Genomic DNA, 22,779 nt, shown 5'->3' on the forward strand with positions numbered 1-22,779 from the left:
GGCGGGCCGCCCAGCCCTCCGGACCGATCTTATCTGGAGCCTAGAAAATGAACTCGACCTTGACGTCCCGGCTGCTTGCGGTCACCGCGGCCGCTTCCCTGCTGGCCCTGAGCGCGTGCGGCCAGAACCCCGGAGCCAGCGCCGCCGCGGGGGAAACAGTCACCGTCGAGCACGCCCAGGGTTCCACCGAGGTTCCGGCCAACCCCGAGACCGTCTACACCTTCGATCTGGGTGCGCTCGACACCCTTGATGCCCTCGGCGTCGAGGTCGACGGCGTTCCGCAGGCCGTCATGCCCGAGTCCCTCGCCAAGTACGGCGAGGACTCCGTCACCAAGATCGGTTCCATGAAGGAGCCCGATTTCGAAGCGATCAGTGAAGGCGCGCCCGACCTGATCATCATCTCCGGCCGAACCGCCGAGGCCTACCCGGAGCTCAGCAAGATCGCCCCGACCATCGATGTCAGCGTCGACATGGCCAACCCGCTGGAGTCGTTCAAGGAGAACACCGAAACCCTCGCAGGGATCTTCGGCAAGGAGGCCGAGGCCGACAAGAAGCTGGCGGCCATCGACACCCGCATCGAGGAGACCAAGGCATCCGCCGCAGACGCCGGCAGCGGCCTGATCGTGATGACCAGCGGCGGCGAGCTGACTGCCTACGGTGCCGGCTCCCGCTTCGGGCTGGTCCATGACGTCCTGGGCGTCAAGACCGCCGCCGACGTCAAGTCCGAGGGCACGCACGGGGAGGCCATCTCCTTCGAGTACATCGCCGAAAAGAACCCGGCGCACCTGTTCGTCATCGACCGCGACGCCGCCACCGGAGAGGCCGGGCAGGCCGCTTCCGCCGTGCTGGACAACGAGCTGGTCAACGGCACGGACGCCGCCAAGAACGACAGGATCACCTACCTCGACTCGAGCTCCTGGTACCTGGTGGGCTACGGCCTGAACAACGTCGACGCCATGATCGGCGCCGTGCAGGAAGCCGTCGCGGCGTAGGACGCTTCCGCCGCCGGGGCACCTTTGCGGGAGCCCCGGCGGCGCAGGCAGGCGACTATGGCTTCCTCAACGATCACCCCGATTGCCCCGGCAGCAGCCGAGCGGGCCACCCGGGCACACCCCCGCGGCTCCGGCGGCCAGCTGATAGGCGCGGGCGCCGCGATTGCGGCGCTGGCCATCATCAGCATGTTCGTCGGCGTCTCCGACGTCTCGCTGCCCGCCCTCCTGGCCGGCGACCAGACGGCCTGGGACATCTTCTGGATCAGCCGCGTGCCGCGCACCATCTCCGTGGTCCTGGCGGGCATGGCCCTCAGCGTGGCCGGCCTGATCATGCAGCTCATGGCCCGCAACAAGTTCGTCGAGCCCTCGACCGTGGGAACCGTGGAGTCGGCGTCGCTGGGCATCCTGGTCGTCACCGTCGCCGTGCCCGGAGCCGCGCTGCTGACCAAAATGTCGGTGGCCGCCGTGTTCGCCGCGCTGGGCACGGGCCTCTTCCTGCTGGTGCTGCGCCGGATCCCGCTGCGCAACACCCTGCTGGTGCCGCTCGTGGGCATCATGCTGGGCGGCGTGATCGCCGCGGTCACCACCTTCTTCGCCTACCGCTTCGACCTGCTCCAGACCCTCAACAGCTGGATGATCGGCGACTTCTCCGGCGTGCTGCGCGGCCGCTACGAGCTGCTCTGGATCGTGGCCGTGCTGACGGTCGTGGGCTACCTGTGCGCCGACCGCTTCACCATGGCCGGCATGGGCCAGGAGTTCTCCACGAACCTGGGAATGAACTACAACAAGGTGATGATGACGGGACTCGTGATCGTCTCCCTGATCAGTGCCGTCGTCGTTGTTTCCATCGGCAGCATCCCGTTCCTGGGCCTCATTGTCCCGAACCTGGTGTCGCTGGCCTTCGGCGACAACGTGCGCCGCTCGGTGCCGTGGGTCGCGGTGTTCGGCGCCGGCTTCGTCCTCGCCTGCGACATCATCGGCCGGACGATCCGCTTCCCGTACGAGATCCCGGTCGGCGTGGTGGTGTCCGCGATCGGCAGCGTTCTGTTCCTCTGCCTCCTGCTGCGCAAGCGTGAACGCCGTGGGTAATACAGCTAGCACGCAGCTTCCCGCCGCCCTCACCCAGCACACGCGCCGGCCGCTCAAATCGCTGGCCCCGAAGACCTGGATCGTCCTGCTCGCCGTGCTGGCCGCCGCACTGGTCGCGACGTTCATGCTGATCGACCTGCGCGGCAACATCGGCTACATCCTGCCCCGCCGCGCGATCAAGGTGGGCTCGATGCTGCTGGTCGCGTACGCCGTCGGTGTTTCCACCGTGCTCTTCCAGACGGTTACGTCCAACCGGATCCTGACTCCGTCCATCATGGGTTTCGACGCGCTCTACATGCTGATCCAGACCGCGCTGACGTTCGCCATCGGCGGCCAGGCGCTGCTCAGCCTCGGCGCCCCGGTGCGGTTCGTGATCGAGGTCGGGCTGATGGTCGGCTTCTCCTTCCTGCTTTACCGCTGGCTGTTCACCGGCGGAGGCAAGAGCCTGCACCTGATGCTGCTGGTGGGCATCGTGTTCGGCGTGATGTTCCGCGGGATCTCCTCCCTGCTGCAGCGGCTGATCGATCCCAGCGAGTTCATCATCCTGCAGGACCTCTTCTTCGCCAGCTTCAACAACGTAGACGGCCTCCTGCTGCTGGTGTCCGTGGCGGCCGTGGCCGCGGTGAGCGGGCTGGCCTGGCGCATGCGGCACCAGCTGGACGTGCTCTCGCTCGGCCGGGACATGGCGCTGAACCTCGGCGTGGACCACAAGCGCTCGGTCACCTCGGTGCTGGTCATCTGCGCCGTGCTCGTGGCAGTCTCCACCGCGCTGGTCGGCCCGATCACCTTCTTCGGCCTGCTCGTGGCCAGCCTGGCCTACCAGCTGTGCAGCCACTTCCGGCACGCCTACGTGCTGCCGATCGCGGTGCTGCTGGGCGTCATCGCCCTGGTCGGCGGCCAGCTGGTGCTGGAGCGGGTCTTCGCCTTCGACACCGCGCTGAGCATCGTCATCGAATTCGTGGGCGGCATCGTCTTCATCGCCCTGCTGCTGAAAGGCTCCGTCAAATGATCCACGTCTCCGACGTCTCCAAGCGCTACGGCGCCCAGACCGTGGTGGACGGTGTCAGCTGCTACATCAAGGACGGCGGCATCACCTCGATCATCGGGCCGAACGGCGCGGGCAAGTCCACGCTCCTGTCGATGATGAGCCGCCTGCTGCCGATGGACGGCGGCAGCGTCAGCATCGACGGGCTGGACGTTACGGCCACCGACAGCAAACAGCTGGCGCGCAAGATGGCCATCCTCCGGCAGGAAAACCAGCTCACCGTGCGCCTGAGCGTGCGGGACCTGGTCGGTTTCGGCCGCTTCCCGCACAACAACGGCCGGCCCACCGCCGCCGACAAAGTCCACATCGACCAGGCCCTGGAGTACCTGGACCTGGGCGACCTCGCGGACAAGTTCGTCGATGAGCTCTCCGGCGGCCAGCGCCAGCGCGCGTTCATCGCCATGGTGCTGGCGCAGGACACGGACTACCTCCTGCTGGACGAGCCGCTGAACAACCTGGACATGAAGCACTCGGTGGAGATGATGCGGCTGCTGCGCCGGCTGGCGGATGAGCTGGGCAAGACGGTGGTGCTGGTCATCCACGACATCAACTTCGCCTCCTGCTACTCGGACAGCATCGTGGCCATGCGGCAGGGCCGGCTGATCCACCAGGGGCCGCCGGCGCAGATCATGCAGCCCGAGGTCCTGCGCGATGTCTACGAAATCGACATCCGCATCGAGGAGATCGACGGGAACCGGATCGGCGTTTACTTCGCCTGAACGGGTGCAGGACGACGGCGGCGTGCCCGGTTCCGGGCGGCCGGCACCTCGGCGCCGCCCGGCTCAGGCTTTGAGGACCGACAGGACGTTCCCCGCCGGATCCTTGAACCAGGCGATGTCCGGCCCGTTCCCGCGCATGATGCCCTTCGCGTCCGTGGGCAGCTGCGGATCGTCGTAGATCTTCGTCCGGATGCCCTTGCCGTTCAGCTCCTCCACGGCGGCGTCCACGTCGTCGACCAGGAAGTTCAGGATGGTGAAGCTGGCCGGCTCGTGGGTGTCCTTGGGGTAGACAAGCACCTCCGCACCTCCGGGCAGGGTGAGGCGCAAGGTGCCCATGTCGCCGTCGTTCACCTCCAGTCCCAGGACGTCGCCGTAGAACGCCTTGGCTGCCGCGATGTCGTTGACGCTGAAGCCGCTCATGGCGCGCGCTGCAAACATGGGATTCCCCTCCTGTGCCTCGTGGAACAGCATGGCTCCTTCCACCTTGGCACGCTTCGCTGCCCCTAGCCAGAGCCGGAAGGGCCCCGGCGGGCGTCGCCCGCTGCGCGCAGCGGTCCTACCATGGGAGAAGGCGCCAGTAAGCGGCGGACCGGAGGCCGGCGATGAATGGGTCAGTCCCACGAACGGACCTGGAACTGGCCCTTGCCGCCTCGCATCTGGCTCCGCTGCCGCAGGAGTCGCTCGCGCGCGTCATGGCCGGCAGTGCCGCCGCAGTGGTGCCGGCCGGATCGGTCACGCACCACGAGGGCGATCCGATGGCCCATCTGGAGCTGGTCGTCACCGGCTTGGCCAAGGTCTTCGTCACGGCGCCGAACGGGCGGACCGCCACGGTCCGCTACTGCCGGGCCGGCGCCCTGGTCGGCGTGGTTTCCCTCTTCACCGAGGGTTTCACCATGCCGGCGACGGTATTGGCACTCACCGAACTGAAGGTGCACCGGCTCTCCCCCGCCGTCGTCCGCGCCGCCGCCCGGCAGGACGGCCATGTGGCCGAGGCGCTGCTGCAGGAACTCAGCGAACGCGCCTTGCAGTTCATGGCGGAAATCGCCGGTACGGCCTTCACGTCCGTGCGGCAGCGCGTCGCCCGCCACCTGCTGGACCTGGCGCATCCCGAACCCGCCGGGCCGGGCCACGAACTGGTGGTGACCACCGGCCAGCGCGGGCTGGCGGAGGCCGCGGGAACAGCGCGGGAAGTGATCGTGCGGGTGCTGCGCGAGTTCCGGCAGGAACAGACCGTGCGCACCGAACGGGACCGGATCGTGCTGCTGGCCCCCGAGCGGCTGATGGAACTGAGCAGGTGGAACACAGGTTCCTGACCGTCCGCGGCAGCGGGACGACACTGAAGGCATGAAGAAGACTGCAGTACGTTCCGGGCGCCCTGCCGGGCAGGCACGTCAAGGGCAGGCACGTCCGGCGCAGGAGAAGGCACCCTCGCCGCATCCGGCAGAGCCGAGCAGCGGCCTGATCACCGAGGACGAACTCCTGCTCGCATCGCGGAACCATGCCATGCCGCTGGAGATGCTCCGCTGGTACGCCACGCCGGCCGGCATGCACTACCTGGTCATCCACTGGGATGTCCCGGCGGTCGACCCGGAGACCTGGTCGCTGCGGCTGCACGGCGCGGTGCACCGCGAACTGCAACTGCGCCTGGGCGACCTGCGTGCCAGGGAGGCGCGGACACTGGACGTGACGATGGAGTGCGCGGGGAACGGCCGTTCGCTGCTGAAGCCGCGGCCGGTGAGCCAGCCGTGGGTCCTGGGCGGCGTGAGCAACGCGGTCTGGACCGGCACGCCGCTGTCCGGCCTGCTGGCGGAAGCGGGGCTCGAACCGGGCGCGGTGGAACTGGTGTTTACCGGCGAGGACCGCGGCTTCCAGGGCGGCGTCGAGCAGGCCTATGCGCGGAGCCTTCCGGTGGAGGTGGCGGCCTCGGACGATGTGCTGCTGGCCTACGAAATGAACGGCCAGCCGCTGATGCCGCAGCACGGTTTCCCGCTCCGGCTGCTCGTGCCGGGCTGGTACGGGATGACCAGCGTCAAGTGGCTGCGCAGCATCGAGGCGGTAACGACGCCGTTCGAGGGCTTCCAGCAGAGCGTCGCCTACCGGTTCCAGCAGGACGCGGAGGACTCGGGAACCCGGGTCTCGCGGATCCGGGTGCGGGCCCTGATGGTTCCGCCGGGCGAGGCGGACTTTGCCACCCGGCGCCGTGTCCTCGCCGCCGGGCCGACCGTCTTGGAGGGGCGGGCCTGGTCCGGGCACGGCGCCGTCACGGCCGTCTCGGTCGGGATCGACGGGGCGTGGTTCCGGGCCCACCTGGAGCCGGCGGTGGACCGGTACGCATGGCGGCGCTGGACCTTTCCCTGGGTGGCCTCAGAGGGAACCCACGAACTGATGTGCCGCGCCGAGGATACGGCCGGAAACATCCAGCCCCTTGAGCAGGAGTGGAACTACCAGGGCATGGGCAACAACGCGGTGCAGCGGATCGAGGTCACGGTCCGGCCCAGCCTGGCCGACGGCACCGCATTCCCCTAGGAAGCCCGCTCGCTGCCCCGGGTACCCGCCCGCTCCTGCACCACGGATCTCCTACACCACGGAGAACCCGGCGGGCAGGGCCGTCCGTCCGGTGAGCGCGGACAGCAGCCTGCTGCCGTCGCCCCGGGCGACCGCGATCTCGACGGCGAGCTTCGCGGCACAGAGTTCGACGTCGGCCGGCAGCGAGGTCGGGATCCCGCAGGCATTGGCGAGGTCGACGCTGTGCACCGCCAGCTCGAAGATCCTCGTCGGCAGGTAGTCGCTGAGGCGCATCCCGCCCGCGATGGTTTCGATGACGCGGTCTTCGGCCGCGGGGATGACCTGGCCGGCCTGCACGAGGAGCCGGTCCACCGCTTCCGCCGGCGCCGGTCCCAGATCCTGTCCGGCCGCGACGGCGCGGTTGGTCACGCCCGGCGAAGAGCTGAAGTCCTGTCCGACGAAGTAGGCGGCCGGCGAGGCGATGTCGATCCTCTCCGCGGGCCGCTGCAGGTAGGTCAGCACGGTCACCAGCGCCCGGCTGGTATGGCCGGCCAGGGTCCGGACGCTCCACTCCCCCAGCCCGGGTTTGTCCCAGCCGTCCGGCGGGACCTGCGCCAGGACTCCGCGGAAATGCCGGCCGGCCGCCAGGTATGTTGCTGCCCCAGGAATCATGAGGCCATGCTACCCATGCCGGCCGCGTCACGGCCGAACGGGCCTATGCTGGCTTTGACTGCCCCCTGCGCGAGAGGACCGAGCCAGTGCCACCGTCCCCGAACCGGTCCGCACCGTTGCTGGAGTCCGACGCCTTGGCGGCCGGCTATGCGGGCACCGCCGTCTGCGGCAGCCTGACCGTCAGGCTCGACGGCGGCGAGTGCCTGGCCCTCATCGGCGCCAACGGCACGGGCAAGTCCACGCTCATCAGGACGCTGAGCGGCCGCCAGGCCCCGGTGGCTGGATCCGTCCGGCTGAACGGCCGTCCGGTGGCCGAAGGCAGCCTCGCGTACCGGCGGGCCGTCGCCGCCGTTCCCGACGAGGACGCGTTCTTCCCCTCGCTGACCACCGGCGAGCATCTGCTGATGACCGCCCGCGGCCACCAGGTACCGGACCCGGACGCCGCCGTCGGACATGAACTGGAGTTCTTCGCGCTGGCCGGACGCCGCCACGCGCTGCCGGACGAACTCTCCTCCGGTCAGCGCCGGCGGCTGCTGCTGGCTTCGGCATTTATCCGCCCGTTTTCGCTCATGGTGCTCGACGAGCCCGAGCAGCGCCTGGACCACGGCATGCGGGGCCGGCTGGCGGAGCGGATCCGCGAGCGCGTCGATGCCGGGGCCGCAGTGCTGATGGCGACCCACGATGCACGCTTCCTGGCCGCGGCCGCGGACCGGTGCGTACTGGTCGGCGACGAGACGGTCGAAGTGGCTCCCGGGCAGGCGGCCGGGATGATGTCGGCGTGAGGGCCGCCAGCGAACTGGAGCGGCCGTCCGGCTTCGATCCCCTGGCCTTCACCCGTGCGGCGGCCCGGCGGCATCCGGCCCGGACCACGGCGGAGAGCTTCGCCGACACCTACCAGGTCCTGCTCGCGGCAGCGGTGGCGCTCGCCTACGCCGGCGCCGTGCTGAACGGCCTGCTGGAGGGGCTGCTGGTCGAATCAGGCGCCGTTCTGACGCGGCAGCTTTCGCCCGGCACCGCGCAGCTGGCGGGTGAAGTCGCCGTCCATCTGGCGCTGCTGTGCGCAGCGGCGGCCGCCCTGAAGCTGTTCCTGCGCGTGGGTCCGGTCTCAGCCACGCCGGCGCAGGCCCACTGGTGGCTCGGCCTGCCCGTCGACCGCCGGAAGGTCCTGGCATGGCCCGCTGCGGCCGGGCTGGCGAGGGCCGCGGCCACCGCAGGCCTGGTGTTCGTCCCGGTGGCGGCGCTCGCGGATCCTGCGCATGGCGCCGCCTCCGTTGTCCTCGGCTGCCTTGCGGCCGCCGGGCTGGGCGCCGTCCTCTTCCTCGCCGGCGCGCTCATCCAGCTGGCGCGGCTGCAGCGTCCCGTCCACCGGCTGCTGTCGGCCATGGTGGCCGCCGTGCTGCTGGTCGTGCCCACGCCGCTGGCTGCATACGCCGCGAGTTCGGCCGGGGTGGAGTCCGTGCTGCCGCTGTCGCCGTCATCATGGCCGCTGCTGGTGCTCCACGGTGCGGCCTGGCCGCTGGCAGCCCTGGCGGTCCTGGTCCTGGCCAGCGCAGCTGCGGCCGGGATGCTGCTCGACCGGCTGACGGCTGGCGAGCTGGTCGCCAGCGGGCAGGCAGCCGGCCAGGCCTCGGCCGCCTTCTATTTCGGTGACGCCGGCGTCCTCCGCGGGGTCCTGGCACCGGAGGGGAAAGCGAAATCATGGTTCGCCCCGGCAGGGAAACCGGCTTCCGCTTTCCGGATCCTCATCGAGGCGGACGCCCTGGCATTCCTGCGCGCACCGGCCAGGACCGGCTGGATCCTCCTTTGCGGACTTCTGCCGGCTGCCGTCGCCAACATCGCCGGCGCAGGCAGCGCAGTGCTGGTGGGCATGTCGCTCCTGGCCAGCGCCGGCATCGCCACCGCCGGGACATCCGCGGCCGCCAGGAGCTGGGCCGCCAGGCCGGCCTTGGAAGCCGGCCTGCCGATCAGCAAGGCCGGAGCCCGTCTCGCCCACGCCGTGCTGCCCGCGGTGCTGCTGGCAGGGTGGGCTGCGGTCGCCTTCGGAACGCTCCTGGCCATGGGTGCGACCAGGCCCCTGAGCCTGGCCCTCGGCGCGGTGGCTGCCCTCGGCCTTGCCGGCGCCGCCGTGCGCGGCGCCTACAGGCCGGAACCAGGCTGGGCGGATCCGGCGGCCGTGCCATGGAACTACTTGGCGGCCAGGGCGGCCTCCTCGTACCTGGCCGGGCCGGACTTCACCTTCGTGGCCGTGCTGCCCGTCCTCGCTGCGATCCTCACCGGCGAAGCGGGCTGGTGGCTCGTCCCGCTCCAGCTGGCCTGCAGCGGGTTCTGCCTGTGGCGGGGCACCCGGGACCGCGGGCGCTGAGGTTCCCAGCACGGACCGCGATGGGGAGAACTCCCCCTGGCCGCCGCGCGGCTGCCGCTGGGCTAGGCTTGAATCCATGGCTTCGGAGAACATCGCACCCATTCTCACGCCCGCGGGATGGGAGCTGCTCAACTCCCTGGGCCCCTATTCCGAGGCCGACAGCCTGAAGACCAGCACCGCGCTGCGCAAGGCCGGCCACTCCCCCGAGCTCATCTCGGCGGCGCTGACCCAGTCCAAGCTGCGTGGCAAGGCGGAGGCCAAATTCGGCCCGTTCGCCTCCAATATGCTTTTCACCCAGGCGGGACTGGAACAGGCGACCCGGCTGAACATCGCGGCCCTGCACGCCCAGCGCTTCGTCGCCGCCGGCGTCGAACACGTCGCGGACCTGGGCTGCGGCATCGGCGCGGACGCCCTGGCCCTGGCAACGCTGGAACGCCGGGTCACCGCCGTCGAACGCGATGAGACCACCGCCGCCGTGGCGACGATCAACCTGATGCCCTGGCCCAACGCGACCGTGGTCAACGCGGAAGCGCAGGACGTGGATCTGGCCGGCATCGATGGCGTCTGGCTGGATCCGGCCAGGAGGACGACGACGACGTCAGGCACCACCCGTTTGTTCGACCCGGAGGCGTTTTCCCCGCCGCTGTCCTTCGTGGAACAGCTGGCCGACCGGGGCCTGCCGGTCGGGGTGAAGATGGGGCCGGGCATCCCGCACGAGGCACTGCCCGCCGGCTGCGAAGCGCAGTGGGTGTCGGTGGACGGCGAAGTGACCGAGGCGGCGCTCTGGTTCAACGCACTGGCCCGTCCCGGCGTTCGCCGCGCGGCGCTGGTGATCGGACACGGAGGCTCGGCGGAGATCACCAGCGGCGTCGACTTCGATCCGGCCAGCCAGGACGTGGAGCTCGGCCCGGCCGAGGGCTACCTCTACGAACCGGACGGAGCGGTGATCCGGGCCGGGCTGGTGGCGGACGTGGCCCGGCAGCTGAACGGGCACCTGCTGGATGAGCACATCGCCTACTTCTGCGCGCCCGAACTCATCGAGTCGCCGTTTGCCCGCGCGTACAAGGTGCTCGAGGTGCACCATTACAACATCAAGAAGCTCAAGGCGTGGGTGAAGGCCAACCGGATCGGCACGCTGGAGATCAAGAAACGCGGCACCTCGGTCACGCCGGAGGAGCTGCGCAAGACCCTGCTGACCGGCTCAGGCAAGGGACCGAACAAGGCGACGCTGGTGCTCACCCGGATCGGCGAGGACCGGGTCGCCATTGTGGTGGAGCCCGTGCCGGGACCGGGCCACCGCAGCCGCAGCCGCGACGTCAGGCCGTAAGAAGGGCCGGCGGTGCGGCCGGCGCGGGTCCTCACAGCCCGCGGCCTGCTCAGCCGCAGCCGGTGCCGGCCTTGAACTCCCCGACGTCCGCCGGCAGCTTGCCGGGCGCGCCGGCCTCGCCGGTCAGGTAGTCCAGCAGCGCCTCGAAAGCCGCCGGGGTGTCCCCGTACAGCGCCGCCTTGGTCTTGCCCTGCGAGAGCTCCAGCCCCCACGGCTCCGCCAGGGACACAACGACGTCGCCGGTACCGGACTCCCGGCCGGCCAGCAGCGTCACCACCGGGCCGGAACCGACCTGCAGCCCGCGGGAGCGCGCGGCCTCGGCCAGCCGCTCGTTGGCTGCCGGGTCCGCTCCCTGGATGGTCAGCGCGCCGTCGACCTGGCCGCCCTTGCACTGCCCGGTCAGGACCGTCAGCGCGGCGGCCGAGGCGGACTCGGCCTCGTCGGCATGGGTGCCGACCTCCTCGAGGGAGGCCACCTGCGCGATCGATTTCTGCCACAGCTGCAGGGTGGCCACGCGCGTGGCAGCCTCGTCCAGCCGCTTCTCGCTCAGCGTGCCGTCCTCCACCGCGGCCAGAATGGCGGCGTGCGCTTCATAGACGTCGGTCGGCATCAGCAGCAGGTCCGCGCCGGCGGCGAGCGCCATGGGTGCCGCCCTCCCGCCCGGGTAGGCGTTCTCCACGGCGCCCATATTGAGCGCGTCCGTGACGATGACGCCCTCGAACCCGAGCCCGCGCAGCGCCTTATAGCTGGGCGCCGAAAGCGAGGACGGAACGCCGGGTTCCAGCGCGTTGACGGCGATGTGGCCCATCATCATGACCGGAGCCCCGGCATCGATAGCGGCCTGGAAAGGCTTCCAGTCGCGCGCCTCCAGCTCGGCCAGCGGGGCGTCCTGGACCGGCAGGTCCAGATGCGAATCAGTGGTCACCGAGCCGTGCCCCGGAAAGTGCTTGACGCTGGGCAGCACGCCGGCGCTCTCGAAACCCTCGAGCAGGGCCGGGACCTGGGCCGACGCCGGTACCGGCTCGCTGCCGAGCGAACGCGCCCCGATGGTGGGGTCGGCCGGGCCGATGGTCAGGTCGACGCTGGGCGCGTGGTCCATCGTGAAGCCGAGCGCGGACAGCTCCGTGGCCATGGCCGCCATCGAATCCCGCGAGACGTCCTTGTCCGCGGCGGCCCCGTAGGTCATCGGCGTGGGCCACTCGGTCAGCGGCGCCCGCAGCCGGGACACCAGCCCGCCCTCCTGGTCCACCGAGATGATGCCTGGCCAGTCCCGGCCGTCGAACATCGCGTCCTGCAGGGTCTTGTTGACTTCGGCCATCGCCGCGACGTCCACCGTGCCGTCCGGCGCCGTCGGGACGTTGTCGCCCATGATGATGCTGCCGCCCAGGTGCAGCTTCTTGATCGCTTCCACTTGCGGCGCGGGATCGGTGCCGGCGAAGAACGCCACCATCACCTGTCCCGCCTTTTCGGCGACGCTCATCGCGGAGACGGCGGCAGCGGCGTCGTCGTAATCCTGCTGGCTGGGCCCCCACGAGAGCGCGGCGTCCTGTGTAGGGGTGGCGGACGCGGACGACGGCGGGGCGCCGGTTCCGTCCTGGGGTGCGGGCGGTGCGGTGGTGCAGGCGGCCAGCAGCAGGGACGAGGCCGCCAGCATACCCAACGCCAGGCGGCGGGAACCGAGCAATTTCACGTACCTGACCGTACCACTGCGTAGAATCGAGATAGGTCCTCCGCCGCAGCGCTGCGTGCCGGAAACACAGTTCCGGCGCAGGGTGCCGGACGACAACGCAGCAGATCAGGAGCCGGTTTGAATATCGATTTCGCGCATTCGGCGCAGTCCACCCTCGGCGTCGAATGGGAGCTCGCCTTGGTTGACGCCGAGAGCGGCGAACTCGTGTCCGCGGCGGAAAAGGTCCTCCGCGAGCTGTCGCGCAACCACCCGGATCTGAAGGATGACGATGAGCATCCGCACGTGAAGCAGGAGCTGCTGCTCAACACCGTGGAGCTGGTCACCGGAATCTGCACCTCCGTGGAACAGGCCAAGGACGAGCTGGCCAGCGGCATGGCCTCGGTGCGCGACGTGACGGACCCCATGGGGATCGAGCTCTTCTGCGCCGGCAGCCACCCGTTCGCCGCGCCGCGGTCGCAGCGCGTGACGGACAAGGAACGCTACGCCAAGCTGATCGACCGGACGCAGTGGTGGGGCCAGCAGATGGTGATCTACGGCGTCCACGTGCATGTGGGGCTGGACCACCGGGACAAGGCCCTGCCGGTCCTGGACGGCCTGATCAACTACTTCCCGCATTTCCAGGCGCTCTCCGCGTCGTCGCCCTATTGGGGCGGGGAGGACACCGGGTACGCCTCGCAGCGGGCGCTGATGTTCCAGCAACTGCCCACCGCCGGGCTGCCGTTCCAGTTCCCGGCGTGGGCCAACTACGAAGACTACGTGCAGGACATGTTCACCACCGGGGTGATCGACACGCTGAGCGAGATCCGCTGGGACGTGCGGCCGGTGGCGGCGCTGGGCACCATCGAGATGCGCATCTGCGACGGGATGTCCTCGCTGCAGGACGTCGGCGCGATCGCCGCGCTGACCCAGTGCCTGGTGGATGAGTTCTCCACGGTGCTGGACGAGGGCTGGGCCATTCCGACCATGCCGCCGTGGCACGTGCAGGAGAACAAGTGGCGCGCCGCGCGCTACGGATTGGACGCGATCGTCATCCTGGACGGCGCCGGCCGCGAGAAACTCGTCACCGACCATCTGCGCGAGGACGTGCTCAACCGGCTGGAACCCGTGGCCAGGAAGCTTGGGTGCAGCAACGAACTGGCGGACGTGGAAAAGATCATCGAGCGCGGTGCCGGCTACCAGCGGCAGCGCCGGGTGGCGGCGGAGAACGACGGCGATCTGCGCGCGGTCGTCCTCGACGCGGTCCGGCAGATGCGCGAAGTCTAGGCTCGGGAAGGAGCCAGGATGGGTCCAGATCCGCAGGACTCCGGGGCGGCAGGCCTCGCGGGCGCGTTCCGGGCCGCCTTCTCCGGCCATCCCGCGGCCGTCGCGATCGTCACCGCGGCAGGACCGGACGGACCCGCCGGGATTACGGCGTCCTCGGTGATTTCGGTGTCCGCGGAACCGCCGGTGCTGGCCGTTTCCATCACCCCCGGCACCGAGTCCGGCGCCGCCCTGCTGGCCGGTGAAGCGCTGGCCGTCCACCTGCTCACCACCGCCAACCGGCGGCTCGCCGAACTATTCGCGACACCCGGTTCGCGCCGCTTCGGCTTCGACATGGACTGGCATACGGCGCCGACGGGCGAACCCGTCCTCCGGGGTGTCGGCACGGTGCTGCTATGCAAACCGCTCGACAGGATGGCCGCCGGGACCGGTGTCGTGCTGGCCGCACAGGTCCAACAGATTCTCGAGGGCGGCTCATCCGCCCCGCCGCTGGTGTACCGCCGCCGGACCTACTATGCCCTGGACGACTGGTCCATCCTGCGCACCCGGACCTGACGGCCCCGCATCCTCACTTGGTTCGGGGTTGGCGGCAGGACCCGCAGCGTCAGCCCGCACGGGCCTGTGGCGTGCCCCGGCGGCCGCGGTAGCGATGGACCGCGTCCGTATTGCCGCACCGCGCGGAGCAGTACGCGCGGCGGCCCCCGCGGCTGGTGTCCGCGAAGACCCGCCGGCAGCCGGCACGCGCGCAGGCGCCAAGGCGGGCCCCTCCCGCCTCGGTGATGAAGATGGCAAGTCCCCCGGCGGTCATCCCCCGGACCCGCTCGATCACGCTGTCCTGCGGGTCCGCGAAGTGCATGTGCGGGAGCATGCCGTCGTGGGCAGTGAGGAAGACGCGCCGGACTCCCTGGTCCAGGAGGGTGTTGACGACGGCGCAGCGGACGTCCTCACCCTCGGCGGTGAAGACCGACCGCAGCATGCCGGCCCAGCTCCTCAGCCCTTGTTCCGCAGCCGCGTCCAGCTCCGCCTGCCGGACGAAAAAGCGCGCCAGGAGCTCCTCGAGCGCACCAACGTCCCAGTTGTCCGTGTCCAGCATGTTGACGAGCTCCTCGGCCAGCCGCACGCCGTTCATGTTGTCATGGTTGAACTGCATAAACCCATGACAATACAGTCGTCTCGCGCACCTGTCTCCTCCGCGATCGCAGCCCGGACTCACCGGGCGGCGTCCGGGCTGGAGCAGCTGGCCCGACGACGAGGAGCCCCAAGCTAAGTGAACACCGCTCTGTCCGCGACGCGGACTACCCAGTCCCGCATCGTGCGGACCCTTTCCATCGCCCAGGTCTTCTCCGGACTGGGCAATGGCTCAACGCTGGCCTTGGGCTCGATCCTGGCGGTTGACCTGTCGGGGTCCGAAGCCCTGGCCGGGTCGGTGAATACGGCCTTGACCCTGGGGGCGGCCGTTTCCGCGATTCCGCTGTCCCAACTGGCCCTGGCCCGCGGGCGCCGCATCGCCCTGACCACCGGGCTTACCGCGGCCATCGCCGGCACCGCGCTCATGGTCGGCGCCGTCGCCACCGGGCTGTTCGCGCTGCTGCTGGCGGGGGCTTTCCTGGTCGGCCTGGCCACCGCCGTGAACCTGCAGGCACGCTTCGCCGTCACCGATCTGGCGGAGCCCTCCCGCCGGGGACGGGATCTGTCCCTGGTGGTCTGGGCGATCACGATCGGGGCGGTCGCCGGCCCCAACATGGTCTATCCCGGCGCGGTCCTGGCCGGCTGGCTGGGGATCCCGGCCCAGGCCGGGCCGTTCCTGATCTCGGCGGCCGGCATGGTCATCGGCGCCGCGATTGTCGCAGTGTTCCTGCGCCCCGACCCGTTGCTGACCCGCCGCGCCATGGACGGAAACGGACCAGAGCCCTCCGGCAGCAGCTCAAGCCTCTGGCGCGCCGGCTGGCAGATCGTGCGCGAGCACCCGACCGCCCGCGGCGCGGTCATCGCCGTGGTGACCGCGCATGCCGTGATGGTTGCCGTGATGTCCATGACGCCGCTGCATATCCAGCACCATGCCGGGAACGCGGCCGGGAGCCCGGACACGATCGCCCTGATCGGCTTCACCATCTCCCTGCACATCGCGGGGATGTACGCGCTGTCCCCGCTGATGGGCTGGCTGACCGACCGGATCGGAGCCGCACCGACCGTCCTGGCGGGCATGGCCACCCTCATGGCGGCGGTGGCGCTGACCGGGCTGCTGCCCGGCAGCATGCCCGCCGTAACCGCGGGGCTCATCCTGCTCGGACTCGGCTGGTCCGCGGCCACCGTCGCCGGTTCCACCCTGCTCGTCGCCTCCCTCACGTCCTCCCAGCGCGTACCGGCGCAAGGCTTCTCCGACGCAACCATGTCGCTGGCCGGGGCCGTGGGCAGCGCCGTCGCGGGACCCGTCATGGGCCTCATCGGCTACTCGGGCATCAGCACCGTTGCCGCCCTCCTGATCGTTGCCTCGATCATGGCGCTGCTCCGCCTGTCCGCCGGCGCCCGCCGGCGGGAACCCACACCTCCCGGGCACTGAGGCCAACGCGGAAAGGACAACGCGGATAGGAGCGGGCCACCCGCCGGCCCTGAGGTCAGCCCGCCTAGCAGCCTGTCCCGCTTACAGGTGGATGCTGGTGACCGGCATGGAGGAGTCCGGGGCGAACGCGATGCCGGACGGTTCTCCCCCGGCCATGATGATCTGCGAGCCCAGCGCCGCCACCATCGCGCCGTTGTCCGTGCACAGGCTGATCGGCGGCACCCGCAGGGTGATCCCGTTGGCCGCGCAGCGCTCCTCCGTCAGCGCCCGCAGCCGCGAGTTGGCGGCCACTCCCCCGCCCAGCAGCAGGTTGCTGATGCCGTTCTCCGTGCACGCCAGCATGGCCTTGGCGGTGATCACGTCCACCACCGCCTCCTGGAAGGACGCGGCGATGTCCGCCACCGGGACCTCCTGGCCTGCGGCCTCGAACTGCTCGACGGCGCGGGCCACCGCGGTCTTCAGCCCCGAGAAGGACCAGTCGTAGCGGTGCGGGCCGGGAGCCTCGGCGGTGCCCATGTACTTCGGCTGGCTGAGGCCTCGCGGGAAGCGGATGGCCTTCGGGTTGCCCTCGCGCGCCAGCCGGTCGATCACCGGGCCGCCCGGATAGCCGAGCCCGAGGATCCGGGCCACCTTGTCGTACGCCTCGCCCGCGGCGTCGTCGATCGTGGAGCCGAGCAGTTCGACGTCGTCGGTAATGGACTTCACGCGCAGGATCTCGGTGTGGCCGCCGGACACGAGCAGCGCGCCGAGGTTTTCCGGCAGTGCGCCGCCATCCAGCAGGCCCACGCCCACGTGCGCCACGAGGTGGTTGATGGCGAAGAGCGGCTTGCCCGTGGCGACCGCGAGCGCCTTGGCCGCGCAGACGCCGACCATCAGGGCGCCGGCCAGGCCCGGCCCGGAGGTCACGGCGAGCGCGTCCACTTCGTCGAGCGTCACGCCGGCGCTGTCCAGGGCCTGCTGCAGGGTCGGCACGAAGGCGTCCAGGTGGGCCCGCGAGGCGATCTCGGGGATGACGCCGCCGAACCGCACGTGCTCGTCCATGGAGGAGGACACGGTGTTGGTCAGCAGCGTGTCCCCGCGGACAATCCCGACACCGGTCTCGTCGCAGGACGATTCGATGCCGAGCACCAATGGTTCCGTGCGGTTCATCGGGCATCCTCCGTTTCGTCGGTCTGTTGCACGGGATCGGTCTGCAGGGCGGTCCCGGCCTGTTGCGCCGGTGGGGCCTGCCCCGCCTGCCCGGCGTCCGCGCCCGGCGCCCCGGTCCAGCGGTCCAGTTCCAGCCGCATAATCAGCGCGTCCGCGCCGTCCCGGTAGTAGCGCGGGCGGATGTGGATCTGTTCGAAGCCGAACCAGCGGTAGAGCCGCTGCGCCCGCGGGTTGTCCGCGCGGACCTCCAGCAGCACGTCCTTGGCCTTGCGCCGGCCCGCCTCGTCGATGAGCAGGGTCAGCAGCTGCGTCCCGATCCCCTGGCCTTCCCGCTCGGGCACCACCGCGATGGTCTGCACGTCGGCGATCGGTTCGATGCACATGAGCCCGGCGTAGGCGATCACGCGGTCCAGCGCGTCCACGGCGACAAAGTAGCTGCGGGTCTCGGGCTGCGCGAGTTCGTCCTCGAACATCTGCAGCGGCCACGCATCCAGCGGGAAGAGCGCGCGCTCCAGTTCCTCCACCGCGGCAACATCCGCGCCGGTCATCGTCCGGATGCGGCCGGCCCCGGTACCGGTGTTGCCGGCGGCGTTCACAGCGCCCGCTTCCGCGGCCCGGGTACCTTGGCGTCGGATTCGCGCAGGTAGAGCGGGGTCGTGTCCAGCAGCGGCAGTCCCCGGACCAGCTTGACGACGGCGGTGCGGCCGAGCGCTTCGGCGGTGGGCTGGGTGCCGGTGAAGCCGGGGACGGACCTCAGCAGCTCCGGGTAGAGGCCGGCGCCGCGCCCATAGACGGGCAGCTCCGGAACGTCGGCCGGCGCCGAGACATGCGGGCCGTCGATCAGCTGATGCGTGCCGCCGGTGCTGAAGTAGCGGGCCCAGTAAACTTCCTTGCGCCGGGCGTCTGTCGCCACGATGAACTCGTCCACGCCCTGGCGCCAGGCGTCCAGCGCGGCGTCGACGGCGATGGCATCCAGGCTCATCACACCGTGCAGCGGCTTGCGCCACGCGAAAGCCAGCGAACGCGCCGTCGCGATGCCGGAGCGCAGCCCGGTAAACGGCCCCGGTCCTACGCCGACCACCAGCGCGTCCAGCTGCGTCCCGGCCACGCCGGCGGATGTGAGGATCCCGTGGATGCCCGGTGCCAGCACCTCGGCATGGGTCCGCGTGTCTTCGGTGGCGAACGTTCCGAGGGTCTCTCCCTCTCCGGTCAGCAAGGCCGCACTGGCGATGGCGGAGGTATCAATGGAGAGGATCAGCACCCCACCATTTTACGCGGTTACGGCGTGCAGCCCGTCCGCACGCCGTCGAGGACCTCCTCTAACGGAAACCCGCCGATTCCCGGAAGGTCCCTCTGCGGCCGAAGGGACCGGCCGGCGTGATGCCGGGCCGGTCCCTTTCGGAGCCCTGAATCCGTACGTTCCTAGGACCTCGGACTCAGCCCCGGTTGTACATGACGTGCTTGGTGCGGGAGAAGTCCTCCAGGGCGTAGATCGAGAGGTCCCGGCCGTAGCCGGAGCCCTTGAATCCGCCCCAGGGCACCTCGTTGGCGATGACCAGATGCGAGTTGACCCAGACCGTGCCGAAGTCCAGTTGCCGGGGGACGGACAGCGAGCGGGCGGCGTTGGAGGTCCATACCGAGGCGGCGAGCCCGTAGATCGTTTCGTTGGCCCGGCTCACGGCTTCCTCGTCCGTGCCGAAGGTCTCCACCGAGACGACCGGGCCGAAGATCTCCGTGCTGGTGATCGCGGCACCGGCCGGCACGTTCGTGACCACGGTGGGTTCGATGAAGTAGCCCGGACCTTCCAGGGCGTTGCCGCCGACGGCGATCGTGAGGCCCTCCTTGCGGATGTCCTCCAGCGCGGCCAGCACCCGCTTGTAGTGCGCCCCCGAGATCATGGAACCGATTTCGACGTCGTCGCCCGCCCCCGGAGCACCGACGGAGATTTCGCTGACCTCGCGCACCAGCAGTTCGGTGAACTTCTCCGCCACGGACTCGTGGACGAGGACGCGGCACGCCGCACCGCATTCCTGGCCGCCGTTCCAGAACCCGGCCTCGCGGACACCCCGGGCCGCGGCTTCCAGGTCGGCGTCGTCGAAGACAACAACGGGCGCCTTGCCGCCCAGCTCCAGATGCACGCGCTTGACCGTGGAGGCTGCGTTCGCGGCGACCTTCTGGCCGCTGCCCACGCTTCCGGTGATGGCGACGAGGTCCACATCCGGGTGCGCCGAGATGCGGTCTCCCACGATGCGCCCCGACCCAGTGATGATATTCAGCACGCCGGCGGGAACCTCGTCGGCAATGAGCTCGGCCAGCTTCAGCGTGGTCAGCGGCGTCTGCTCCGAGGGTTTGAGCACCAGCGTGTTGCCGGCGGCCAGGATCGGTGCGATCTTCCAGGCGGCCATCAGCAGCGGGTAGTTCCAGGGCGTGATCACGCCGACGACGCCCACGGGTTCGCGGAAGATCACCGAGGTGTGGTTTTCCGCGTAGTCGTCCGCGCCCAGCGTGGTGAAGGCGCGGCCGGCGCCGGCGGAAAACCGGAAAGTGTCGATGGCGCTCGAGATATCGTCTTCGGCTACGGCAGCCGGCTTCCCGGTGTTGGCCGCTTCGAGGGTTTCGAGGAGTCCCCGGTTGGCCTCGATGATGTCCGCGATGCGCAGCAGGACTGCCGAGCGGTCCTTGGGCGTCGTCGCCGCCCAAGACGCCTTGGCCGCGACGGCTGCGGCGACGGCGGCATCGACGTCCTCCACGGAACCGTCGGGAACCTGCATCAGGACTTCTTCCGTGGCGGGGTTCTCCACCTCGCTGGTCGCGGCCGAACTCGGGGCCGTGAACCCACCGTCGATGAACTGGCCGAACGGCGGGAGGGAGGGAGCCGGGGCGGCTTCCGCCCTGCGGACGGTGAAGAGGGCTGTGCCTGAGGTCGTCATGGTTTTTTCCTTAAGCCTTGTTATTAGCGGTTGGAGCGGGCCGCGGGCCCGGTGCGGCTATTCGCGTCGCACCAGGCCCGCGGCGCCGGAAGGCGGTCAACGCCGTCGTTAGTGCGAGAACGCCGCGGCTGCTTCGGTGAGGGTCTTGCCCTTGGTTTCCGGGGCGAGCCACTGGGAGAGAGCGGCACCGGCGAGTGCGACGGCGGCGGCGATCAGCATGGTGGGACCGGCCCCGAGGCTCTCCATGGACATCGGCAACAGGAAGATACCGATGCCTGCCCCGACCCGGCTGACGGCGGCCGCGAAACCGGTACCGATGCAGCGGATCTCGGTCGGAAGGACTTCGCCCGGGTACACGTTCGTCAACGTGTTGTAGCCGGCGTTGAAGAACGAGAAGACCAGGAAGAGGATCAGCACGACGGGCGCCGGCGCTCCTGCCCACAGCCCGATGATCGCGAGGACGACGCCGCACAGCCACTGCGGCGGAACAGTCAACAGCCGCCGGCCGGCCTTTTCGATCAGCAGGAACGTGACTATGACCCCGGCCAGGGCGACGGCAGAGAGCCCGACTCCGCCGGCCAGTCCGCCGGCGAGGCCGTACTGCTGCAGCACGCTGTCGGCGAAGGTCGCGATCGCGAAGTACGGTGTCACCGCGCAGAACCAGAACCCCGAGATGAACAGCGTGGAGCGCCAGTGCTCCTTGGAGAACAGCATCCCGAAGCTGCCCTTGCGGACGTCCTCATGCTGGACATCGTCGAGCGCGTCGTCCGGCATGTACTTCGCGGCGAGGGCGCGGGCCTCGTCCTTGCGGCCCTCGCTCCACAGCCAGCGTGGCGACTCGGGCAGTCCGAGCCGGGCCAAAAACAGGGCCACCGCGAGGAAGGTACTGGTGCCCAGGATGAAGTGCCAGCTGAGCTCGGTGTATTCGTTGAGCAGGTGGCCGGTCAGGAACGCGATCATGAAGCCGCCGTACCATGCGATCCCCATGGCGGCCATAAGCCGTCCCCGCAGGTGCGTGGGGGAAAACTCGGCCATCAGGGGCCAGCCGACCGCGTACTCGGTGCCGATGGCAATGCCCATCAGCAGCCGCACCACGATCAACCACACCGGTGAGTCGATGAAGAACTGCATGCCTGACGCGACAGCGAACAGGCCGATGTCGAACATGAAAATCGGTCTACGGCCCCACTTGTCGGCGGCCACGCCGCCCAGAGGGGCGCCGATCAGGATGCCGACCAAGGCGGCTGCAGCGATCAGGCCTTCCCAGAACGCCGTGAGCTGCAGGTCTTCGGCCATCGTTCCCGCGACCGGTCCGATGATGCCGAGGACGTAGCCGTCCAGGATCATGCCGCCGATCAGGACGCTGACCATTCTGATCAGGAATCGTCGCTTGTCTGCCGCTGCGCCCGCGTGCGAACGGGCCGCCGGGTTCTTTGTCGATGACATGGCTTACTCCTGCGGGGTTGGGATAGACGAGGTGGCTTTTGCCTTGGTCGCGATGTTGAGAAGCTGGCATTCGGGCATTTTGGCCTCCCGGTCGTGGTGTTATCCGACCGGTTGCTTCAGCGCGGACAGGGCCTGCCGGACCCGTGCAAGGTCCGTGGCGTTGAGCTCGGCCGTGGGGCGCCGGGGCTTGCCGGCCGGCAGCCCCTGCAGTGCCAGCCCGGCCTTGACGGACGGGATGAACGGCACGGACAGGAGCGCGTCGATGACCGGGTAGACGTCGTTCCACAGCTCGCGGGCACCGGTGAGGTCGCCGTCGGCGATCCGCCGGTTGACGGCGACGATCTCGTTCGGGACCACGTTGGCCGCCCCGGCCATCACGCCGGCGGCGCCTTCTGCGAGGGCGCTGTAGATGTAGGCGTCCCACCCGATGAAGGTCCCGATGACGTCGCGATGGTGGTGGATCAACTGCAGCGCCTGTTCCCAGTTCGCGCTGGAGTCCTTGATGTAGCGGACGTTCTCCACCTCCTCCGCCAGCGAGCGGACGGTGGCCGGGTCCAGGTTCACTCCGGTCACGGCAGGAATGTTGTACAGCATGATCGGGAGGTCGACCGCGCCGGCTACATCCTTGATGTAGGTGACGGTGTCCTCGACGGTCAGCGGCTCGTAGTACGGAGTGACCAGCATCAGCACGTCGGCCCCGGACTTCTCCGCGGCTTTCGAGAGGCGGATGGCTTCGGCGGTCGAGGTGGCGCCGGTCTGGGCGATGACCGGGACCCGCCCGTTTGTGTGCTCGATGACGGTGTCGATGAGGAGCAGGCGCTCCTCGGAGGACAGGGCACCGACCTCGCCCGTCGATCCTGCAGCCACGACGCCGTCTACGCCCCCGTCGATGGAGCGATCGACGACGCGCCGCAAGGTAGCGGTGTCGATGGTCTCGTCCGCGTTGAAGGGGGTGGACAGGGCGGTGAGGACACCGGTGAGTTCTGTAGTCATGAAGAGATTCCTCGTTTCGGTTCGGTAGAAGTGCGGCTGG

At 69.7% G+C, this 22,779-nt stretch carries 22 protein-coding genes; 12 read left to right on the forward strand and 10 right to left on the reverse strand.

Annotated features, from left to right (window positions below):
• The first annotated feature begins 47 nt into the window (after nt 1-47).
• From AHIS1636_RS07550 to AHIS1636_RS07565, 4 genes are read left to right on the forward strand one after another with little or no spacing between them, the layout of a single operon-like run.
• A complete protein-coding gene (locus AHIS1636_RS07550) occupies nt 48-992 on the forward strand; it encodes a siderophore ABC transporter substrate-binding protein (RefSeq protein ID WP_264795195.1) in 945 nt (314 codons plus the stop codon).
• 57 nt (nt 993-1,049) lie between these two features.
• Complete coding sequence (locus AHIS1636_RS07555) at nt 1,050-2,081, forward strand: ABC transporter permease (RefSeq protein ID WP_264795196.1); 1,032 nt, start codon at nt 1,050-1,052, stop codon at nt 2,079-2,081.
• Complete coding sequence (locus tag AHIS1636_RS07560; protein ID WP_507762587.1) at nt 2,074-3,090, forward strand: iron chelate uptake ABC transporter family permease subunit; 1,017 nt, start codon at nt 2,074-2,076, stop codon at nt 3,088-3,090. The genes AHIS1636_RS07555 and AHIS1636_RS07560 overlap by 8 nt, the downstream gene beginning before the upstream one ends.
• A complete protein-coding gene (locus tag AHIS1636_RS07565) occupies nt 3,087-3,845 on the forward strand; it encodes an iron ABC transporter ATP-binding protein (protein ID WP_264795198.1) in 759 nt (252 codons plus the stop codon). Before AHIS1636_RS07560 ends, AHIS1636_RS07565 begins: the two co-directional genes overlap by 4 nt.
• A 63-nt stretch (nt 3,846-3,908) precedes the next feature.
• Here the strand turns inward: AHIS1636_RS07565 and AHIS1636_RS07570 are convergent, their stop codons facing one another.
• Complete coding sequence (locus tag AHIS1636_RS07570) at nt 3,909-4,283, reverse strand: VOC family protein (RefSeq protein WP_264795199.1); 375 nt, start codon at nt 4,281-4,283, stop codon at nt 3,909-3,911.
• 164 nt (nt 4,284-4,447) lie between these two features.
• On the opposite strand from AHIS1636_RS07570, the gene AHIS1636_RS07575 reads away from it, so the two are divergent.
• On the forward strand, nt 4,448-5,158 hold the full coding sequence (locus AHIS1636_RS07575) for a Crp/Fnr family transcriptional regulator (RefSeq protein ID WP_264795200.1): 711 nt from the start codon (nt 4,448-4,450) through the stop codon (nt 5,156-5,158).
• Nucleotides 5,159-5,189: 31 nt separating this feature from the next.
• The gene (locus AHIS1636_RS07580; RefSeq protein WP_264795201.1) at nt 5,190-6,371 is read left to right on the forward strand and encodes a sulfite oxidase; all 1,182 of its coding nucleotides are present in this window, start codon (nt 5,190-5,192) and stop codon (nt 6,369-6,371) included.
• A 51-nt stretch (nt 6,372-6,422) separates the two neighbouring features.
• Here AHIS1636_RS07580 and AHIS1636_RS07585 read toward each other — a convergent pair whose 3' ends face one another.
• Nucleotides 6,423-7,022 (reverse strand): maleylpyruvate isomerase N-terminal domain-containing protein, encoded by a 600-nt coding sequence (locus AHIS1636_RS07585; RefSeq protein ID WP_264795202.1) that lies wholly within the window; start codon nt 7,020-7,022, stop codon nt 6,423-6,425.
• An 86-nt stretch (nt 7,023-7,108) separates the two neighbouring features.
• Between AHIS1636_RS07585 and AHIS1636_RS07590 the strand changes: the two genes are divergently transcribed.
• The 3 genes from AHIS1636_RS07590 to AHIS1636_RS07600 all read left to right on the forward strand — a co-directional run bounded on the left by AHIS1636_RS07590 (nt 7,109) and on the right by AHIS1636_RS07600 (nt 10,711).
• Nucleotides 7,109-7,804, forward strand: a complete 696-nt coding sequence (locus tag AHIS1636_RS07590; RefSeq protein ID WP_264795203.1) for an ABC transporter ATP-binding protein — start codon at nt 7,109-7,111, stop codon at nt 7,802-7,804.
• Nucleotides 7,801-9,384, forward strand: a complete 1,584-nt coding sequence (locus AHIS1636_RS07595; RefSeq protein WP_264795204.1) for a DUF6297 family protein — start codon at nt 7,801-7,803, stop codon at nt 9,382-9,384. The genes AHIS1636_RS07590 and AHIS1636_RS07595 overlap by 4 nt, the downstream gene beginning before the upstream one ends.
• A gap of 76 nt (nt 9,385-9,460) precedes the next feature.
• Entirely contained in the window at nt 9,461-10,711 is a 1,251-nt protein-coding gene (locus tag AHIS1636_RS07600; protein WP_264795205.1) for a THUMP-like domain-containing protein, read from the forward strand.
• A gap of 49 nt (nt 10,712-10,760) precedes the next feature.
• Here AHIS1636_RS07600 and AHIS1636_RS07605 read toward each other — a convergent pair whose 3' ends face one another.
• Nucleotides 10,761-12,401, reverse strand: coding sequence for a glycoside hydrolase family 3 N-terminal domain-containing protein (locus tag AHIS1636_RS07605; RefSeq protein WP_264795206.1), 1,641 nt, complete (start codon nt 12,399-12,401; stop codon nt 10,761-10,763).
• A gap of 117 nt (nt 12,402-12,518) precedes the next feature.
• Between AHIS1636_RS07605 and AHIS1636_RS07610 the strand changes: the two genes are divergently transcribed.
• Together AHIS1636_RS07610 and AHIS1636_RS07615 are read left to right on the forward strand one after the other, a co-directional pair.
• The gene (locus AHIS1636_RS07610) at nt 12,519-13,664 is read left to right on the forward strand and encodes a glutamate--cysteine ligase (protein WP_264795207.1); all 1,146 of its coding nucleotides are present in this window, start codon (nt 12,519-12,521) and stop codon (nt 13,662-13,664) included.
• Nucleotides 13,665-13,682: 18 nt separating this feature from the next.
• A complete protein-coding gene (locus AHIS1636_RS07615; RefSeq protein WP_264795208.1) occupies nt 13,683-14,216 on the forward strand; it encodes a flavin reductase family protein in 534 nt (177 codons plus the stop codon).
• A gap of 49 nt (nt 14,217-14,265) precedes the next feature.
• Here AHIS1636_RS07615 and AHIS1636_RS07620 read toward each other — a convergent pair whose 3' ends face one another.
• Nucleotides 14,266-14,811 carry a CGNR zinc finger domain-containing protein gene (locus AHIS1636_RS07620; RefSeq protein WP_264795209.1) on the reverse strand — a complete coding sequence of 182 codons (546 nt, stop codon included), beginning with the start codon at nt 14,809-14,811 and terminating at the stop codon, nt 14,266-14,268.
• A gap of 117 nt (nt 14,812-14,928) precedes the next feature.
• Between AHIS1636_RS07620 and AHIS1636_RS07625 the strand changes: the two genes are divergently transcribed.
• Nucleotides 14,929-16,221 (forward strand): MFS transporter, encoded by a 1,293-nt coding sequence (locus AHIS1636_RS07625; protein ID WP_264795210.1) that lies wholly within the window; start codon nt 14,929-14,931, stop codon nt 16,219-16,221.
• Between the two features lie 81 nt (nt 16,222-16,302).
• On the opposite strand, the gene tsaD is transcribed toward AHIS1636_RS07625, so the two are convergent.
• The 6 genes from tsaD to dapA all read right to left on the reverse strand — a co-directional run bounded on the left by tsaD (nt 16,303) and on the right by dapA (nt 22,739).
• Nucleotides 16,303-17,370, reverse strand: a complete 1,068-nt coding sequence (gene tsaD / locus AHIS1636_RS07630; RefSeq protein ID WP_264795211.1) for a tRNA (adenosine(37)-N6)-threonylcarbamoyltransferase complex transferase subunit TsaD — start codon at nt 17,368-17,370, stop codon at nt 16,303-16,305.
• Nucleotides 17,367-17,918 (reverse strand): ribosomal protein S18-alanine N-acetyltransferase, encoded by a 552-nt coding sequence (rimI, locus tag AHIS1636_RS07635; RefSeq protein WP_264795291.1) that lies wholly within the window; start codon nt 17,916-17,918, stop codon nt 17,367-17,369. The genes tsaD and rimI overlap by 4 nt, the downstream gene beginning before the upstream one ends.
• Before the next feature lie 44 nt (nt 17,919-17,962).
• The gene (gene tsaB / locus AHIS1636_RS07640) at nt 17,963-18,631 is read right to left on the reverse strand and encodes a tRNA (adenosine(37)-N6)-threonylcarbamoyltransferase complex dimerization subunit type 1 TsaB (RefSeq protein ID WP_264795212.1); all 669 of its coding nucleotides are present in this window, start codon (nt 18,629-18,631) and stop codon (nt 17,963-17,965) included.
• A gap of 175 nt (nt 18,632-18,806) precedes the next feature.
• Nucleotides 18,807-20,300, reverse strand: coding sequence for an aldehyde dehydrogenase family protein (locus tag AHIS1636_RS07645; RefSeq protein ID WP_264795213.1), 1,494 nt, complete (start codon nt 20,298-20,300; stop codon nt 18,807-18,809).
• A gap of 108 nt (nt 20,301-20,408) precedes the next feature.
• Complete coding sequence (locus tag AHIS1636_RS07650) at nt 20,409-21,746, reverse strand: MFS transporter (RefSeq protein WP_264795214.1); 1,338 nt, start codon at nt 21,744-21,746, stop codon at nt 20,409-20,411.
• A gap of 99 nt (nt 21,747-21,845) precedes the next feature.
• Nucleotides 21,846-22,739 carry a 4-hydroxy-tetrahydrodipicolinate synthase gene (dapA, locus tag AHIS1636_RS07655; protein ID WP_264795215.1) on the reverse strand — a complete coding sequence of 298 codons (894 nt, stop codon included), beginning with the start codon at nt 22,737-22,739 and terminating at the stop codon, nt 21,846-21,848.
• Nucleotides 22,740-22,779 lie beyond the last annotated feature (40 nt).

The organism is Arthrobacter mangrovi (assembly GCF_026011795.1).
Taxonomy (GTDB): Bacteria; Actinomycetota; Actinomycetes; order Actinomycetales; family Micrococcaceae; genus Crystallibacter; species Crystallibacter mangrovi.

What these genes read in the sequence shown, in the direction of transcription:
- AHIS1636_RS07575 (WP_264795200.1), top strand. Translation starts at nt 4,448, where the DNA reads ATGAATGGGTCAGTCCCACGAACGGACCTGGAACTGGCCCTTGCCGCC.
- AHIS1636_RS07580 (WP_264795201.1), top strand. Translation starts at nt 5,190, where the DNA reads ATGAAGAAGACTGCAGTACGTTCCGGGCGCCCTGCCGGGCAGGCACGT.
- AHIS1636_RS07620 (WP_264795209.1), bottom strand. Translation starts at nt 14,811, where the DNA reads ATGCAGTTCAACCATGACAACATGAACGGCGTGCGGCTGGCCGAGGAG.
- rimI (WP_264795291.1), bottom strand. Translation starts at nt 17,918, where the DNA reads ATGACCGGCGCGGATGTTGCCGCGGTGGAGGAACTGGAGCGCGCGCTC.
- AHIS1636_RS07600 (WP_264795205.1), top strand. Translation starts at nt 9,461, where the DNA reads ATGGCTTCGGAGAACATCGCACCCATTCTCACGCCCGCGGGATGGGAG.
- AHIS1636_RS07645 (WP_264795213.1), bottom strand. Translation starts at nt 20,300, where the DNA reads ATGACGACCTCAGGCACAGCCCTCTTCACCGTCCGCAGGGCGGAAGCC.
- AHIS1636_RS07570 (WP_264795199.1), bottom strand. Translation starts at nt 4,283, where the DNA reads ATGTTTGCAGCGCGCGCCATGAGCGGCTTCAGCGTCAACGACATCGCG.
- AHIS1636_RS07550 (WP_264795195.1), top strand. Translation starts at nt 48, where the DNA reads ATGAACTCGACCTTGACGTCCCGGCTGCTTGCGGTCACCGCGGCCGCT.
- AHIS1636_RS07565 (WP_264795198.1), top strand. Translation starts at nt 3,087, where the DNA reads ATGATCCACGTCTCCGACGTCTCCAAGCGCTACGGCGCCCAGACCGTG.
- AHIS1636_RS07555 (WP_264795196.1), top strand. Translation starts at nt 1,050, where the DNA reads ATGGCTTCCTCAACGATCACCCCGATTGCCCCGGCAGCAGCCGAGCGG.
- AHIS1636_RS07585 (WP_264795202.1), bottom strand. Translation starts at nt 7,022, where the DNA reads ATGATTCCTGGGGCAGCAACATACCTGGCGGCCGGCCGGCATTTCCGC.
- AHIS1636_RS07615 (WP_264795208.1), top strand. Translation starts at nt 13,683, where the DNA reads ATGGGTCCAGATCCGCAGGACTCCGGGGCGGCAGGCCTCGCGGGCGCG.
- dapA (WP_264795215.1), bottom strand. Translation starts at nt 22,739, where the DNA reads ATGACTACAGAACTCACCGGTGTCCTCACCGCCCTGTCCACCCCCTTC.
- tsaD (WP_264795211.1), bottom strand. Translation starts at nt 17,370, where the DNA reads ATGAACCGCACGGAACCATTGGTGCTCGGCATCGAATCGTCCTGCGAC.
- AHIS1636_RS07650 (WP_264795214.1), bottom strand. Translation starts at nt 21,746, where the DNA reads ATGTCATCGACAAAGAACCCGGCGGCCCGTTCGCACGCGGGCGCAGCG.